The sequence below is a fragment of the uncultured Pseudoxanthomonas sp. genome, assembly GCF_947498795.1.
Classification (GTDB): Bacteria; Pseudomonadota; Gammaproteobacteria; order Xanthomonadales; family Xanthomonadaceae; genus Pseudoxanthomonas_A.
Window position 1 is genome coordinate 80,199 of sequence record NZ_CANMLQ010000004.1, and the last position, 15,552, is coordinate 95,750.

15 protein-coding genes are annotated in these 15,552 nt (G+C 65.0%); 12 read left to right on the forward strand and 3 right to left on the reverse strand.

Features of this window, described 5'->3' with window-relative positions; genetic code table 11:
- Positions 1–8: 8 nt before the first annotated feature.
- The 3 genes from yidC to rpmH form a co-directional block, all read right to left on the reverse strand.
- Positions 9–1,709, reverse strand: coding sequence for a membrane protein insertase YidC (gene yidC / locus Q0907_RS11355; RefSeq protein ID WP_299344692.1), 1,701 nt, complete (start codon positions 1,707–1,709; stop codon positions 9–11).
- 13 nt (positions 1,710–1,722) lie between these two features.
- The gene (gene rnpA / locus Q0907_RS11360; RefSeq protein WP_299344695.1) at positions 1,723–2,163 is read right to left on the reverse strand and encodes a ribonuclease P protein component; all 441 of its coding nucleotides are present in this window, start codon (positions 2,161–2,163) and stop codon (positions 1,723–1,725) included.
- Between the two features lie 87 nt (positions 2,164–2,250).
- The gene (gene rpmH, locus Q0907_RS11365; protein ID WP_027083663.1) at positions 2,251–2,391 is read right to left on the reverse strand and encodes a 50S ribosomal protein L34; all 141 of its coding nucleotides are present in this window, start codon (positions 2,389–2,391) and stop codon (positions 2,251–2,253) included.
- Positions 2,392–2,660: 269 nt separating this feature from the next.
- Here rpmH and dnaA point away from each other — a divergent pair, with 269 nt between their 5' ends.
- From dnaA to Q0907_RS11425, 12 genes are all read left to right on the forward strand, one after another.
- Positions 2,661–3,986 carry a chromosomal replication initiator protein DnaA gene (dnaA, locus tag Q0907_RS11370; RefSeq protein WP_299345230.1) on the forward strand — a complete coding sequence of 442 codons (1,326 nt, stop codon included), beginning with the start codon at positions 2,661–2,663 and terminating at the stop codon, positions 3,984–3,986.
- 431 nt (positions 3,987–4,417) lie between these two features.
- Positions 4,418–5,518, forward strand: coding sequence for a DNA polymerase III subunit beta (gene dnaN, locus Q0907_RS11375; protein WP_299344698.1), 1,101 nt, complete (start codon positions 4,418–4,420; stop codon positions 5,516–5,518).
- 203 nt (positions 5,519–5,721) lie between these two features.
- Positions 5,722–6,828, forward strand: a complete 1,107-nt coding sequence (gene recF / locus Q0907_RS11380; RefSeq protein ID WP_299344700.1) for a DNA replication/repair protein RecF — start codon at positions 5,722–5,724, stop codon at positions 6,826–6,828.
- Positions 6,829–6,939: 111 nt separating this feature from the next.
- Complete coding sequence (gene gyrB, locus Q0907_RS11385) at positions 6,940–9,405, forward strand: DNA topoisomerase (ATP-hydrolyzing) subunit B (protein ID WP_296278713.1); 2,466 nt, start codon at positions 6,940–6,942, stop codon at positions 9,403–9,405.
- A 10-nt stretch (positions 9,406–9,415) separates the two neighbouring features.
- Positions 9,416–10,252 (forward strand): CPBP family intramembrane metalloprotease, encoded by an 837-nt coding sequence (locus Q0907_RS11390; RefSeq protein ID WP_299344703.1) that lies wholly within the window; start codon positions 9,416–9,418, stop codon positions 10,250–10,252.
- Between the two features lie 70 nt (positions 10,253–10,322).
- Positions 10,323–11,129 (forward strand): M48 family metallopeptidase, encoded by an 807-nt coding sequence (locus tag Q0907_RS11395; protein ID WP_299344706.1) that lies wholly within the window; start codon positions 10,323–10,325, stop codon positions 11,127–11,129.
- A gap of 134 nt (positions 11,130–11,263) precedes the next feature.
- A complete protein-coding gene (locus Q0907_RS11400; protein ID WP_299344709.1) occupies positions 11,264–12,454 on the forward strand; it encodes a tetratricopeptide repeat protein in 1,191 nt (396 codons plus the stop codon).
- Between the two features lie 158 nt (positions 12,455–12,612).
- The gene (locus Q0907_RS11405) at positions 12,613–13,287 is read left to right on the forward strand and encodes an energy transducer TonB (protein WP_296278709.1); all 675 of its coding nucleotides are present in this window, start codon (positions 12,613–12,615) and stop codon (positions 13,285–13,287) included.
- Between the two features lie 77 nt (positions 13,288–13,364).
- Complete coding sequence (gene exbB, locus Q0907_RS11410) at positions 13,365–14,114, forward strand: TonB-system energizer ExbB (RefSeq protein ID WP_296278708.1); 750 nt, start codon at positions 13,365–13,367, stop codon at positions 14,112–14,114.
- Between the two features lie 46 nt (positions 14,115–14,160).
- On the forward strand, positions 14,161–14,589 hold the full coding sequence (locus Q0907_RS11415; RefSeq protein ID WP_296278707.1) for a biopolymer transporter ExbD: 429 nt from the start codon (positions 14,161–14,163) through the stop codon (positions 14,587–14,589).
- Between the two features lie 3 nt (positions 14,590–14,592).
- Complete coding sequence (locus Q0907_RS11420) at positions 14,593–15,003, forward strand: biopolymer transporter ExbD (protein ID WP_296278706.1); 411 nt, start codon at positions 14,593–14,595, stop codon at positions 15,001–15,003.
- 145 nt (positions 15,004–15,148) lie between these two features.
- Positions 15,149–15,544 carry a biopolymer transporter ExbD gene (locus Q0907_RS11425; protein WP_299344712.1) on the forward strand — a complete coding sequence of 132 codons (396 nt, stop codon included), beginning with the start codon at positions 15,149–15,151 and terminating at the stop codon, positions 15,542–15,544.
- Positions 15,545–15,552: the final 8 nt, after the last annotated feature.

The window sequence follows — 15,552 nt, forward strand, 5'->3', positions numbered from 1 at the left end:
GGTGCGGCTTACTTCGCGTTCGCGGCCTTCGGCGGCGTCGCCGATTCGCCATGGCGCTTGGTCATCCACCACTGCTGCAGCAGGCCCAGCGCGCCGTTGGTTACCCAGTACAGCACCAGGCCCGACGGGAAGAACGCCATCATCACGCCGAACACCAGCGGCATGAACTGCATCATCTTCTGCTGCATGGGATCCATGCCCGGCGCCGGCGTCAGCTTCTGCGTCAGCCACATCACCAGCATGTTGAGTACCGGCAGGATGAAGTACGGATCGCGCGCGGTGAGGTCCTGGATCCACGCGAACCACGGCGCCTGGCGCAGTTCGACGGTTTCCACCAGCACCCAGTACAGCGCAAGGAACACCGGCATCTGCACGAGGATCGGCAGGCAGCCGCCCATCGGGTTGATCTTCTCCTTCTTGTACAGCTCCATCATGGCGACCTGGAACTTCTGCTTGTCGTCGCCGTAGCGCTCCTTCAGCTGCTGGATGCGCGGCTGGAACTTGCGCATCTTGGCGAAGCTCTTGTACTGCGCAGCGGACAGCGGGTACAGCGCCAGCTTCACCAGGATCACCAGGCCGATGATCGACCAGCCCCAGTTGCCGATGAAGCCGTGGAGGAAGTTCAGCACCCAGAACAGGCCCTGCCCCAGCATCGCCAGGATCGCGAACTGGCTGTAGTCCACCACCCGGTCGATGCCGGGCGCGTTGATCGCATGGATCTTGTCGACCAGCTTCGGACCCACCCAGAGGCGTGCGGTGGTTATGGCCTGCTGGCCGGGACCGACGTTGACGCCCGGACCCATCTCGCGGATCAGCGCGCGCGTGCCGTTGTCGGGATTGTCCAGCGAGATGGTGGTGGTGTCGTCGGCCTGCGGGATCCACGCACTGAAGAAGTGGTGTTGAGGAATGGCGATCCAGCCACCCTTCACCTGCGCGTTGACGCGGCCGTCTTCCAGATAGTCCTCGTTGAACTTGCGGCGCTGGTAGCTGCCATCCCACCACGTGGCGCCGTTGAAGCTGAAGGACTCGGGATTGGTCATGCCGCTCTTGACCACCGGCGGTGTGCGCAGGAGCTGGCGGTAAACCATGCCCTGCCACGTGCCGGTGCCGGCATTGACTACCTGGTCGCGGACTTCGATCTCGTAGCTGGCGCGCTTGAAGGTGTAGGTACGGCGGATGGTCACGCCGTCCGGTCCCTGCCAGATGAAGGGCACGCTGACACTGTCCGCGCCCTGCGCCAGCGCCACGTCGCGCGCGCCCTGTTCGGGGACGAACGCGTGGTGGTCAGGCGCCTTGGAGCCGCTGCTGACCCAGCCGCTTTCCGCCGCGTAGAAATGCTGCGGGTCTTCGCTGAAGAGACGCACCGGGCCACTGCCCGGCATCTTGCTCTGCGGGTAGTGCAGCAGGTCGGCCTGCAGCACGCTGCCGCCGTCCAGCACCAGGCTCAGTACGTCGGTCCTGACGGTGACGCGCGGCCCCGCCGCTCCTTTCGGAGCGCCCGTTGGCGCAGGCGCCGCGGCGGGCGCACTGGGGACGCTGCCCGACGCCGGCGCGCTCGCCGCTACCGGCGCGGGGACGGTACTGCCCGCCGGCGCGATGGCCTGCGTGGCGACCGTCGGGGTCGCGGGCGCTGCCTTGTTCCATTCCAGCCACAACAGGGTCGCCACCATCAGCCAGGCGAAGATCAGGAATACACGGGTCTGGTTCATCAGGCAGGCAGTCTCAACCGGCGTCGGAAACCGGTTTGGTCGGAGAAGAGGGAGTGGGAGGCGGCGCAGGCGAATTCAAGCCCGGCGGCATTGTGCCGCCCGGTGCCGGTGCCGGCAATGCGCCGGCGCGCGTCAGCACGCGCTCGAAGGTCGCGCGCAGCAGCGAGGAATCGGCTTTCGCCGCGGGCGGACGGGCGACCACGACGTAGTCGCCACCCGGCAGCGAAGCGCGCAAGCGACGGAAGTGTTCGCGCAGCTGGCGCTTGATGCGGTTGCGGCCGACGGCACGGGTATCGACCTTGCGGGACACCGCCAGACCCAGACGCGCGGGCACGTCGCCCGGCAGCCAGTGCAGGCTCATCAGCGGATCGGACGTGCGGCGGGCCTGGTCGAACACGCGCGCATAGTCGGCGCTCGCGCGTACCCGTGCGCTGCGCGGAAAAGCCGTGCTCATCTCAGCAAGAAGCCCGCTCGTGGACGGGCGGGCTCCTTTCGATACAGGGAACGCATGGATGCTGGCCGTCGTTCGACGGCCAAGCCATCAGGCGGTCAGGCGCTTGCGGCCCTTGGCACGGCGACGGGCCAGGATCTTGCGGCCATCGGCCGTGGCCATACGGGCACGGAAACCATGGTCGCGCTTGCGCTTGAGGTTGCTGGGTTGGTAAGTGCGCTTGGTGGCCATGGGGCCCTCGTGCGTGTTCGGGTGGAAAGAACCGGAAATTCTATAGGAACCGCCGGGTTACGGTCAACTCCCCGTGTGCTTTCGATGCGTGCGTCCTGCGCGGACCGTCGCCGCAGGCGGTTCCCCGCGTTCATCCACATCTTATACACAGGATCGTTGGCGGGTTCCGACGGGGGTGGTAGTCTGGCCGACCCCATGGATTCCGTCCCGCGCTGCCTCTGGCAATGCGGGATGGCGTGTTCGCCCCCACTCGCGAGTTGTTCCACCTGATGGATGCCTGGCCCCGTTGCCTCGAACGCCTGGAAGCCGAATTGCCGGCCGAGGATGTACACACCTGGCTGAAGCCCCTGCAGGCCGAGCAGCGCAGCAACGCGATGGTGCTGTACGCGCCGAATGCGTTCATCGTCGAACAGGTCCGCGAGCGCTACCTGGGTCGCATCCGCGAGCTGCTGGACTATTTCGCCGGCCACGACGACGTCTCGCTGGAAATCGGCTCGCGCAGCAGGGCACCGGAGACGGCCAGCGCGCCGACGGCAGGCACCGCGAGCACGGCCGCACCGGCCGAACCGTTCGCCGGCAACATGGACATGCATTACACCTTCGACAACTTCGTCGAGGGCCGCAGCAACCAGCTGGGCCGCGCCGCCGCGTGGCAGGCCGCGCAGAAGCCGGGCGACCGCGCCCACAACCCGCTGCTGCTGTACGGCGGCACCGGCTTGGGCAAGACCCACCTGATGTTCGCTGCCGGCAACGAGATGCGCCGGCAGAATCCGAATGCGCGCGTGCTGTACCTGCGCAGCGAACAGTTCTTCAGCGCCATGACCAAGGCGCTGATCGAAAAGTCGATGGACCAGTTCAAGCGTCGCTTCCAGCAGGTCGACGCACTGCTGATCGACGACATCCAGTTCTTCGCCGGCAAGGACCGCACGCAGGAAGAGTTCTTCCACACCTTCAACGCGCTGTTCGACGGCCGCCAGCAGATCATCCTGACCTGCGACCGCTACCCGCGCGAGGTGGAAGGCCTGGAACCGCGGCTGAAATCGCGCCTGGCCTGGGGGCTGAGCGTGGCGATCGACCCGCCGGATTTCGAGACGCGTGCGGCCATCGTGCTGGCCAAGGCGCACGAGCGCGGTGCGCAGATCCCGGACGACGTCGCGTTCCTGCTGGCCAAGAAGATGCGCAGCAACGTGCGCGACCTGGAAGGCGCCCTCAACACGCTGGCCGCCCGTGCCAACTTCACCGGCCGCGCGATCACCACCGAGTTCGCCCAGGAAACGCTGCGCGACCTGCTGCGCGCGCAGCAGCAGGCGATCAGCATCCCCAATATCCAGAAGACCGTGGCAGACTACTACGGTCTGCAAATCAAGGACCTGCTGTCCAAGCGGCGCACGCGTTCACTCGCGCGTCCACGACAGGTGGCGATGGCCTTGGCGAAGGAATTGACCGAACACAGCCTGCCTGAAATCGGCGATGCGTTCGCCGGCCGTGACCATACGACCGTGCTGCACGCCTGCCGCCAGATCCGCACCCTCATGGAAACGGATGGCAAGTTGCGGGAGGACTGGGACAAGCTGATCCGCAAGCTCAGCGAGTAGGCGGACCAGCCCTCGTCGTTGCAACGTGTGGAGATATCGGCAGGAGGATATGACCGCGACGAGCCGGTTCCGCTCTTCGTAGGCAGGCAGGACAGGCAGGGTTGTATCCGACGTGCCGGCTCCCATGGTGTCGCACGTCGTCTTCCTCGCCGTTGCGGTCACTGTAGGCAAGGCGATGGGGACGAGCAACGCATAACATCGTGGGCAAGTACGCTCACCTTCTGTGGATAAGATGTGCGTGGTTTCCGGGCGTAAAGTTGTCCACAGGTTTCACCATCGCCTGCAGGGCGCCTGTCCACTGGGTTGCAGGTGATAAAAAAACAATAGATTTATGGGGTTACGTAGGTTTTCCCGGGTTTCGGGCCCTACCACCACCACCAGCTTTTAAGCTTTTAGTCTTGAAAATCCAAAGCGAAGGGGCTCCCACACTCATGCGTTTCAGTCTGCAGCGCGAAGCTTTCCTCAAGCCGTTGGCCCAAGTGGTCAATGTGGTCGAACGCCGGCAGACGTTGCCGGTCCTGGCGAATTTCCTGGTGCAGGTACAGAGCGGGCAGCTCTCGTTGACGGGTACCGACCTTGAGGTCGAGATGATTTCCCGCAGTGCGGTCGATGACGCGCAGGACGGTGAGACGACGATCCCCGCCCGAAAGCTGTTCGACATCGTTCGCGCACTGCCTGACGGCAGCAAGGTGACCGTCAGCCAGAGCGGCGACAAGGTCACCGTCCAGGCAGGCCGCAGCCGGTTCACTCTGGCGACGTTGCCGGCCAACGATTTCCCGTCCGTGGATGAGGTCGAAGCGACCGAACGCATCGAAGTGCCGGAAGCGACACTGAAGGAGCTCATCGAACGCACATCGTTCGCGATGGCCCAACAGGACGTCCGCTATTACCTCAATGGCCTGCTGTTCGACCTCAGCGAGCGCACGCTGCGTTGCGTCGCCACCGATGGTCACCGCCTGGCGATGTGCGAGTCGCAGCTGGACGGAGCGCCGGTCGGCAAGCGCCAGATCATCGTGCCGCGCAAGGGCGTGACCGAGCTGCAGCGGCTTCTGGAAGGCGGTGACCGCGCGCTGGAGCTCGAGGTCGGACGCAGTCATATCCGCGTGAAGCGCGACGATGTCACCTTCACCTCGAAGCTGATCGACGGCCGCTTCCCCGACTATGCGGCGGTGATTCCGATCGGCGCGGACCGCGAAGTGCTGCTTGACCGCGAAGTGCTGCGGGCCGCCCTGCAGCGCGCCGCGATCCTGTCCAACGAGAAATACCGCGGTGTGCGGGTCGAGGTATCGCCCGGTCAGCTGAAGATCAGCGCGCACAATCCCGAACAGGAAGAAGCCCAGGAAGAAATCGAGGCGGATACCAAGGTCGACGGCCTGGCTATCGGCTTCAATGTGAATTACCTGCTGGACGCGTTGTCGGCATTGCGCGATGAGCATGTGGTCCTGCAGCTTCGGGACGCCAACTCTTCTGCCCTCGTACGCGAGGCGAGCAGTGAAAAGTCCCGCCACGTGGTCATGCCGTTGCGTCTCTGACACCTCTTGTTTCACGTGGAACATCAATCGCCCGACCCCCGTGTCGGGCGATCTCGTTTCAGGAGTCCGTCGGCCGATGCCTGTCGCCAGCCGCGGCGGGTTCGCGGGCTACAATTCGGCATGCCCCCTAGCCTCTCCCCGCCCTCGTCGTTGTCAGATTCGTGCGAGCACTCCGAGGCATCCACTGCGCGTGCGGACCCGTCGTGCAGGTAACGCGACTGGAGGCCAGTGGCCTGCGGCGGTTCCAGCGGGTCTCGTTGGCCCCCGAGGCTGGCATCAACCTCATCACGGGCGACAACGGTGCCGGCAAGACCAGTTTGCTGGAAGCGCTGCATCTGATGGCATACGGACGCAGCTTCAGGGGGCGTGTCCGGGACGGTCTGGTCCGTACTGGATCCGATGCGGTCGAGGTCTTCGTAGAGTGGCGGGAAGCCAGCCAAGGGCGCCAACGCCGAGCGGGCCTGCGCCATAGCGGGCAGGCATGGACGGGCCGGTTGGACGGAGAGACCGTTACCCAGTTGGGTGATCTCTGTGCGGCCTTGGCGGTCGTGAGTTTTGAGCCGGGAAGCCATGCCCTCGTCACAGGGGGCGGGGAGCCCAGGCGCCGCTTCATGGATTGGGGGCTGTTCCACGTGGAACAGGGGCGCGAGGGGGGCTTTCTTCCCCTCTGGCGGCGCTATGCACGTGCCCTGAAACAACGGAACAGCCTGCTCAAGGCGGGAAGCGGCGGTGGACAGCTGGACGCATGGGACCACGAGCTGGCCGAGGCGGGCGAGCCCCTGACCCGGCACCGTCAGGGATATCTGGATGCGCTTCAGGATGATCTGTCGTCCGTCGTGGGTGAACTGGCGCCGTCACTGGGAAACGCGTCGCTGCACTTCCTGCCCGGATGGCGCCGGCATGAGCTGTCTCTGGCGGACGCACTGCTGCTCGCCCGGGAGCGGGATCGTGCGGCCGGCTATACGACCGTGGGTCCGCACCGTGCGGACTGGCGGATCGACTACAGCGCGCTGCCCCAGCGCGAGACGCTGTCCCGGGGCCAGGCCAAGTTGACCGCCCTGTCCTGCCTGCTGGCACAGGCACAGGATTTCGCCCGTCGACGCGGTGAGTGGCCCGTCATCGCGCTGGACGATCTTGCGTCCGAACTGGACCGGCACCACCAGCGTCGAATTCTGGCGCGTCTGCTCGCCAGCGGTGCCCAGATATTCATTACCGGTACCGAACCGCCGGTCGGGTTGGTGGAAAGCGATGTGGCACCTGCTCTGTTCCACGTGGAACAAGGGGGCGTGGAGCGCCTCATTACCCCTTGAACCGGGTCTAAGTACGCACCAGTGCTATAATTCCGCATTGATCCCTTGGCCTGCGCAGGGCGCCTACCGACCCGGTGGCGCCTGCCCCGCCATGCAGCCGACACGAAGCGAATGACCGACGAAACGACCTCTTCTGCACCGAACGGCAATACGTACGACGCCAACAGCATTACCGCGCTGGAGGGCCTGGAAGCGGTCCGCAAGCGCCCCGGCATGTACATCGGCGATGTGCACGACGGCACCGGCTTGCACCACATGGTGTTCGAAGTGGTCGACAACTCGATCGACGAGGCGTTGGCCGGCCACGCGGACCATGTCGCGGTGACGATCCACGAAGACGGGTCGGTGTCGGTGTCCGACAATGGACGCGGCATCCCGGTAGGCAAGCATGCGCAGATGAGCGCCAAGCTCGGCCGCGAGGTGTCCGCCGCTGAAGTCGTCATGACGGTGCTCCACGCGGGCGGCAAGTTCGACGACAACAGCTACAAAGTGTCCGGCGGCCTGCACGGCGTGGGCGTCAGCGTGGTCAACGCCCTGTCCGAGAAACTGCAGCTGGACATCTTCCAGGGCGGCTTCCACTATCGTCAGGAATACAGCAACGGCGCCGCGCTGGTACCGCTGACCCAGGTCGAAAGCACGAGCAAGCGCGGCACCACGCTCCGCTTCTGGCCGTCGGTAACGGCCTTCCACGGCAACGTCGAATTCCACTACGACATCCTGGCCCGCCGTCTGCGCGAGCTGTCGTTCCTGAATTCCGGCGTGAAGATCGTGCTGGTCGACGAGCGGGGCGAAGGCCGTCGCGACGATTTCCACTACGAAGGCGGTATCCGCAGCTTCGTGGAGCACCTCGCCCACCTCAAGACGCCGCTGCATCCGAACGTGATCTCGGTCAGTGGCGAGCAGAATGGCATCACGGTGGAAGTCGCCCTGCAGTGGACCGACGCCTACCAGGAAACGATGTTCTGCTTCACCAACAACATCCCCCAGAAGGATGGCGGTACCCACCTGATCGGCTTCCGTGCCGCGCTTACGCGCACGCTGACGAACTACATCGAACAGAGCGGCATCGCCAAGCAGGCGAAGGTGAACCTGTCCGGCGACGACATGCGCGAAGGCATGATCGCCGTGTTGTCGGTGAAGGTGCCGGATCCGAGTTTCTCCTCGCAGACCAAGGAAAAGCTCGTCAGTTCCGACGTCAGGCCGGTCGTTGAGAGCACGTTCGGTGCACGTTTGGAGGAGTTCCTGCAGGAGCACCCCCACGAGGCCCGTGCGATCGCCGGCAAGATCGTCGACGCCGCCCGCGCCCGCGAGGCCGCCCGCAAGGCGCGCGACCTGACCCGCCGCAAGGGTGCACTGGATATCGCCGGCCTGCCCGGCAAGCTGGCCGACTGCCAGGAGAAGGATCCGGCGCTGTCCGAGCTCTTCATCGTCGAGGGTGACTCGGCGGGCGGTTCCGCCAAGCAGGGCCGCAACCGCAAGAACCAGGCGGTGTTGCCGCTGCGCGGCAAGATCCTCAACGTGGAACGCGCGCGCTTCGACCGCATGCTCGCCAGTGCCGAAGTCGGGACGCTGATCACCGCGCTCGGCACCGGCATCGGCAAGGACGAGTACAACCCGGACAAGCTGCGCTACCACCGCATCATCATCATGACCGACGCCGACGTCGACGGTTCGCACATCCGCACGCTGCTGCTCACGTTCTTCTACCGGCAGATGCCTGAGCTGATCGAGCGCGGCCATGTCTACATCGGCCTGCCGCCGCTGTACAAGCTGAAGCAGGGCAAGCAGGAGCTCTACCTGAAGGACGACGCGGCGCTGAACGTCTACCTGGCGAACAATGCGGTGGAAGGCGCATCGCTGATTCCGGCCAACGGCGAGCCGCCGATTTCCGGCGAGGCGCTGGAGAAACTGCTGCTCGTCTTCAGCACCGCGCGTGACGCGATTGCACGCAACGCGCATCGCTATGATCCGGTGCTGCTGGAGTCGCTGATCGACTTCACGCCGCTCGATGCCGAACACCTGCAGCAGAACATCGACGAGCGGCATGAACTGGCCGCGCTGGAAGCCAAGCTCAACCGTGGCAGCATCGGCAGTGCGCGTTATGCACTCACGCTGCAGCCGGCGAACGAACAGCGCCCTGCTGCCCTGCTGTCCACCCGTCGCCACATGGGTGAGGAACTGGTGCAGGTGTTGTCGCTGTCGGCGTTCGAGAGCGGCGAACTGCGTCCGCTGCGCGAAGCCGCCGCACTGCTGCATGGCCTGGTCCGCGATGGCGCGCAAGTCGTCCGCGGCAACAAGGCGCAGCCGGTGGCGACGTTCGCCGAGGCGCAGGCGTGGTTGCTCGAAGAGGCCAAGAAGGGTCGCAGCATCCAGCGCTTCAAGGGCCTGGGTGAAATGAACCCCGAGCAGCTGTGGGACACCACGGTCAATCCCGAGACGCGTCGCCTGTTGCAGGTGCGGATCGAAGATGCGGTCGCCGCCGACCAGATCTTCAGCACGCTGATGGGGGATGTCGTCGAGCCGCGGCGCGAGTTCATCGAAGACAACGCGCTGAAGGTCGCCAACCTCGACGTCTGACGCTGCACGGATGAGCGACGTGCCCTCCCCGTCCGGCGTGCTGGATGCGGCGCGGTCCACACTGCCGCTGCGCAGCGTACTGCCCGCGTTCGCCATCGATGTGGCGCTCGCCATCGCGCTGTCGTTCTCGACGCTGATGCTGGGCCTGTTCGGCTGGGCGGCATGGCGAGGCATCCAGCTCGCGCAGCGAGCCGGGGGCACGCCCGATGCACAGGCACTGCAGGCGCAACTCGGTACGCCTCCGGTCCTGTTCCTGATCGTCATGACGCTCGTGAGCACCGGCGGCACGGCCCTGGTGCTCTACCTGTGGCGACGCCGGGCCACGCAGGCCGAACGCCGCGCGTCGTTGGACCGCCTGCGTAACGCCCGCACGTGGATCTGGGCGCTTGTCGCCGGCGTGGCCACATTCCTCTTCAGTACGCTGATGAGTGCGGCAGGCCGCCTGTGGCTGGGTCTGGACCTCGAACCGAGCAACCTGGACCTGATCAAGGACGGCTTCGCGCGCTACCCGCTGTTCCTTGCGTTGTTCGCAGTCGTCCTGGCACCGCTCTACGAAGAACTGCTGTTCCGGCGCGTGCTGTTCGCACGGCTGTGGCAGGCTGGATGGCCCATGCTGGGTCTGGTGCTCAGCAGCCTGGTGTTTGCCCTGGTCCACGAATTGCCCGGCCTCAACGGCAAGCCGGCGGGCAGCACGCTGTTCCTGATCGCGGTGTACGCCGGCATGGGCGGCATCTTCGCCTGGGTGTATCGCCGCACCGGGACGCTATGGGCGCCCATCGCTGCCCACATCCTGAACAATGCGATAGCGCTGGCTGTCTTGCAGGTGTACGGCGACGCATCCGTCTAATGTGATTGACAAAAGTTTAAGACGGGCTTGCCCAGACTCTGGTCGCACGCAATATCGCAGGGGGGCGAGCATGAAATGCCAGATTCTCGGAACCGCCATGGTGCTGGGCCTTGCCGCCTGTGCTACCACGACGTCGCCGACGGGACGCACCCAGATGGTTGGCGGTGTTTCCCAGGCCCAATTGGACCAGCTGGGCGCACAGGCCTTCGCCGAGACCAAGGCGAAGGAGACCCTCAACCGTGATGCACGCCAGAACGCCTACGTCACTTGCGTGGTGAACGCCCTCGTCCGCCAGCTGCCACCGGAGCAGCGCGGCGTTGCGTGGGAGACTGCGGTCTTCACCGACAGCGAGCCGAATGCGTTCGCCCTGCCGGGCGGAAAGGTCGGCGTGAATACCGGGATCTTCACCGTCGCCAGGAACCAGGACCAGCTTGCTGCCGTGCTGGGACATGAAATCGGCCATGTGATCGCACGACACCACGAAGAACGCATCACGCGGCAGATGGGTGCGCAGGCGGGTCTGGGTGTGCTTGGCGCGTTGGCCGGCGCTCGCTACGGTGAGGGTGCCGCCAGTACGGTGAACCAGCTCGGCGGCATGACCGCGCAGGCGGCGTTCCTGCTGCCCGGTTCCCGAACACAGGAAAGCGAGGCCGACGTCGTCGGCCAGCGTCTGATGGCGCAGGCCGGCTTCGATCCGCGCCAAGCGGTAGGCCTGTGGCAGAACATGATGGCCGCCAGCGGAGGACGCTCGCCGCAATGGCTGTCGACCCACCCCGACCCCGCCAACCGCATCCGCGAGCTCGAGCGCGATGCCCCTTCCCTCGTACCCACGTACGAGGCGGCCAGGAAGGCCGGAAACGCGCCGAAATGCGGCTGACACACGCGCCGGTATTGCTGCGCAGCAGCACGTGAAACGGTATCCGCCTTCCCTTGGTTTCTGTTAGTTTTGCCGGCCCCGCACGCAGAGGGGACGGGTGAACCGCCTTCTGCTTGTCCCCACGAGGTTTAGACATGAAACACCGCATGCCCCAGAAGACTGTCCTCAGCCTGATGTTGCTGGCCGCCTTTGGCGGCGCCGTCGTTGCCGACGCCGTGGCGTATGACGCCCGCTCCGCAGAACGCGGTGGACGCAAGAGCAGCGCCAAGCCGGAAGTGCGTTATCCGGACGCGACCCGCGAGGAGCCCAAGGCCAAGGGTTCGAGCAAGGCCCAGGGCAAGCTCAGCAAGCTGTTCAAGGCCTATGAGAAGGAAGACAACGACACCGAGACGCTGACCCTCGCGAAGGATCTGCTGGCCGAGCCCAACGCCAACGACTACGACAAGGCGATGGCCGCGCAGCTTGGCGCGCAGGCTGCCTACAACCTCGACGACATGGCGACCGCGAAGCAGTTGCTGCGGCAGGCCGTCGATCTCAACGCGCTGGACAACAACGGTCATTACCAGTCCATGATGATGCTGGCCCAGCTGCAGTTGCAGGACGACGAGTTCGAGCCGGGCATGGCCAACCTCGATCGCTACCTGACCGAGACGAAGTCGTCGCGTCCGGAAGACCTCATCATGAAGGGCCAGGCGCTGTACCAGACGGAAAAGTTCGCCGAAGCCATTCCGGTACTGGAAAAGGCCATTGCCGCCACTCCAGAGCCGAAGGACAGCTGGTACAGCCTGCTGTTGGCGTCGTACAACGAAGCGGGCCAGCCGGAGAAAGCCATCAAGCTGGCCGAGCAGCAGGCAGCCAAGAACCCGACCGACAAGAAGTCGCAGATGAACCTGGTCGCGACGTACCAGCAGGCCGACCAGTTCGACAAGGCCGCCGCGATCCTGGAAAAGCTGCGCGCAGCCGGCCAGCTGACGGACGAGAAGGAATACCGCCAGCTGTACATCACCTACGCCAACATGGACGGCAAGGAGAAGGACGTGATCTCCGTCGTCAACGAGGGCCTGCAGAAGGGTCTGTTGAAGCAGGATTACCAGACGTATCTTGCGTTGGCACAGGCGTACTACTACTCCGAACAGGTCCCCCAGGCCATCGAGGCGTGGCAGAAGGCCGCCCCGCTTGCGAAGGATGGCGAGACCTACCTCAACCTGGCCCGCGTGCTCTGGCAGGAAGGCCGCATCCCCGAAGCCAAGACCGCCGCCCAGGCGGCGTTGAACAAGGGTCTGAAGAAGCCGGAAGACGCGAAGAAGATCCTCGCGCTTAAGTGACGTGATCCAGTGACACCGTAGGCCAAAAATCCGTACGGATAATGGCAACCGGGCGTCGGATTGGTATAAGCTGGGGATTCCGCCGCGCAAAACGGCCGGCGGAATCCAGAATCAACGAGGCGCTCCGGTGCCCGTATCAACCTTGAGTTAATTGGCGCATGGCTGAACAACTGGTCATCAACAGGTACCGGGAACAGGAAGAGGACAACAGCCTCAACTGGCCGCGTATCATCGGTATTGCCTTTGTGATCGCATTGCACGCAGCCGCGCTGCTGGCCTTGCTGATCCCGGCCGTCGCCCCGCCGGCGGAGAAGGAGCAGGAACGTCGCACCTCGGTGGTGATCGTCGACGCCCCGCCTCCCCCGCCGCCGCCGCCGCCGCCGCCGCCGAAGCAGGACACGCCGCCGCCGCCGGTCAAGAACCTCGCGCCGCCCAAGACCACACCGCTGCCTCCGCCGCCGGAAGCACCGCCCGTGGACATCGCCGAACCGCGTCCGACCGACATCGTCAGCCCGCCGTCGCCGCCCGCACCGCCGTCGCCGACGCCGGACATCGGCGCCAGCGTCGACATCTCGTCCAAGAACATGAATCCGCCCCGCTACCCGCCGGCCGCCGCGCGCTCGGGTATCGAAGGCACGGTCATCCTGATCATCGACGTGGACGCGAACGGCAACGTCACCAATGTGTCGGTGGAAAAGTCCAGCCGCAACCGCGATCTCGATCGTGCTGCCATGGAAGCCGCACGCAAATGGCGCTTCAACGCGTCCGTCGTCAATGGCCAGAAGGCCGCAGGCCGCGTCCGCGTGCCCGTGGACTTCAACATGGGCGGCTGATGCCGCCAGGCATCGACAGATTCCAACGCAAGAAACCCGCACCACCCTCAATCAACACTTAAATAAAGGTAAGCGTCATGCTGCAGGAAACCCTTTTCGCCGCCGCCGCCGGGGGCAACAACGCCGCGAATGCCCTGTCGCAGATGGGCTTCGAGCACATGATCAGCGAGATGGTCAGCAAGCCCGGCGAGTTCATCGTCTCCTGGGTCGTGCTGCTCACCCTGGTGATCATGTCGGCCATGTCCTGGTACTGGACGGTCATCAACGTGCTCCGCAGCACCCGCCTGAAGGGCCAGGCTGACCGCGTGACCAGCGCCTTCTGGGAAACCCCGAATGCGCAGGACGCCATCCGCCTGATGGAAGAGCAGCCGAAGAACGAGCCGTTCTCCAAGATCGCCCTCGACGCCGCCCAGGCCGCTGCGCACCACCAGCGTTCGGAAGGTTCGGGCGAGACCCTGAGCCGCTCGGAGTTCGTGGACCGCGCCCTGCGCCAGGCCGTGACCCGCGAGAGCACCAACCTGCAGGGCGGCATGACGCTGCTCGCCACCGTCGGTGCGACCGCGCCGTTCGTGGGTCTGCTGGGTACGGTGTGGGGCATCTACGGCGCCCTGATCCGCATCGGTGCGACCGGCCAGGCCTCGATCGACGCCGTCGCCGGCCCGGTGGGTGAAGCGCTGATCATGACCGCCATCGGTCTGTTCGTCGCCATCCCGGCCGTGTTCGCCTACAACTTCTTCAGCAAGACGAACGCGGCCGTCATCGCCAAGTTCGACACGTTCGCGCACGACCTGCACGACTTCTTCGCCACCGGCTCGCGCGTTCGCTGAGCCGGCGGTACAAGCAGTCAACGCAACGTTCTAGACGGAGCCCGTCATGGCTTTCAGTAGTGGTAATAGCGGTGGCCCGATGGCCGAGATCAACGTCACGCCCCTCGTGGACGTGATGTTGGTGCTGCTGATCATCTTCATCATCACGGCGCCGTTGATGTCGCACAAGGTGAAGATCGAGCTGCCCGAAGCGAACCTCGTCCAGAATCCGGACGAAAAGACCGCCCCCAAGACCCCGCCGATCACCATTTCCGTCAAGGACAATGGCGATCTGTTCTGGGGCGACGAGCCGGTCAGCAAGGAAATCCTGGAATCGCGCCTGTCGAGCGTGGCCCAGTTGCAGCCGCAGCCGAAGCTCAACCTGCGTGGCGACAAGACGACCAAGATGGGCACCATCGCGGAAGTCACCAAGATCGCGCAAGGCCAGGGCATGCTCGATATCGGCTACGTGGCCACGAAAGAGAAGGGGCAGTAAGCCATGGCATTCAGCAGTGGTGGTAGCAAGGGCCCCATGGCCGACATCAACGTCACGCCCCTCGTGGACGTGATGCTGGTGCTCCTGATCATCTTCATCGTGACCGCACCGATCATGACGTACCCGATCGAGGTGGCCCTGCCGCAGCGTGTGATCAACCCGCCGCCGCAGGTACGCGAGCCGCCGCCGCCGATCGACCTGCGCATCGAGTCGGACAACACGGTGTACTGGAACAACAGCCCGACCAACGTGGCCGACCTCCAGCGCAAGATGGAAGACGAAGTCCAGCGCGATCCGACCAACCAGCCGGAGCTGCGCATCGAAGCCAAGTCGGACGCGCATTACGAAGTGATGGCCAAGGTGTTGGCCGCCGCGAAGAATGCGCAGATGATGAAGATCGGTTTCGTGCAGTAATCGCGAAACGAGCAGCAGTTGGCTCTCGAACGCCGCCCTCCGGGGCGGCGTTCTTCGTTCCGGAGGGCGAACAGGGGCCCTCTTGCGTCCTTGGAAGCGCGGGCGTAGCGTCAGGGGCACGGTCCCCGACAGAAGGAGGTGTGCCATGGCGTTCTCCGCTCCTGCAAGCCGTTCCGAACTGGCCGACATCAACATCACGCCACTGGTGGACGTGATGCTGGTCCTGCTGGTGATCTTCATGGTGACGGCGCCGATGCTGTCACGCCCCATCGAGACGCTCCTGCCGCAACCGGTTCCCGGTACGCACGCCGAGCCGCCCAACGACCTGGTGCTCAAGGTGGGCGTCGGCGGCCACTACACCCTGGACGACCGTCCGGTTGCGCTGGGCGATCTCCGTACGCGGCTGGAAGATGCGCTCACGGCCGACCCCCGTACCGTGCTGCAGGTGGAGGCGTCGGAAAGCGCCGACTACCAGCAACTGGTCAGCGCGCTGTCGCAGGCCGAAGCCAGCGGCATGCGCAATATCGTGATGAGGAACTGACGCCCGGC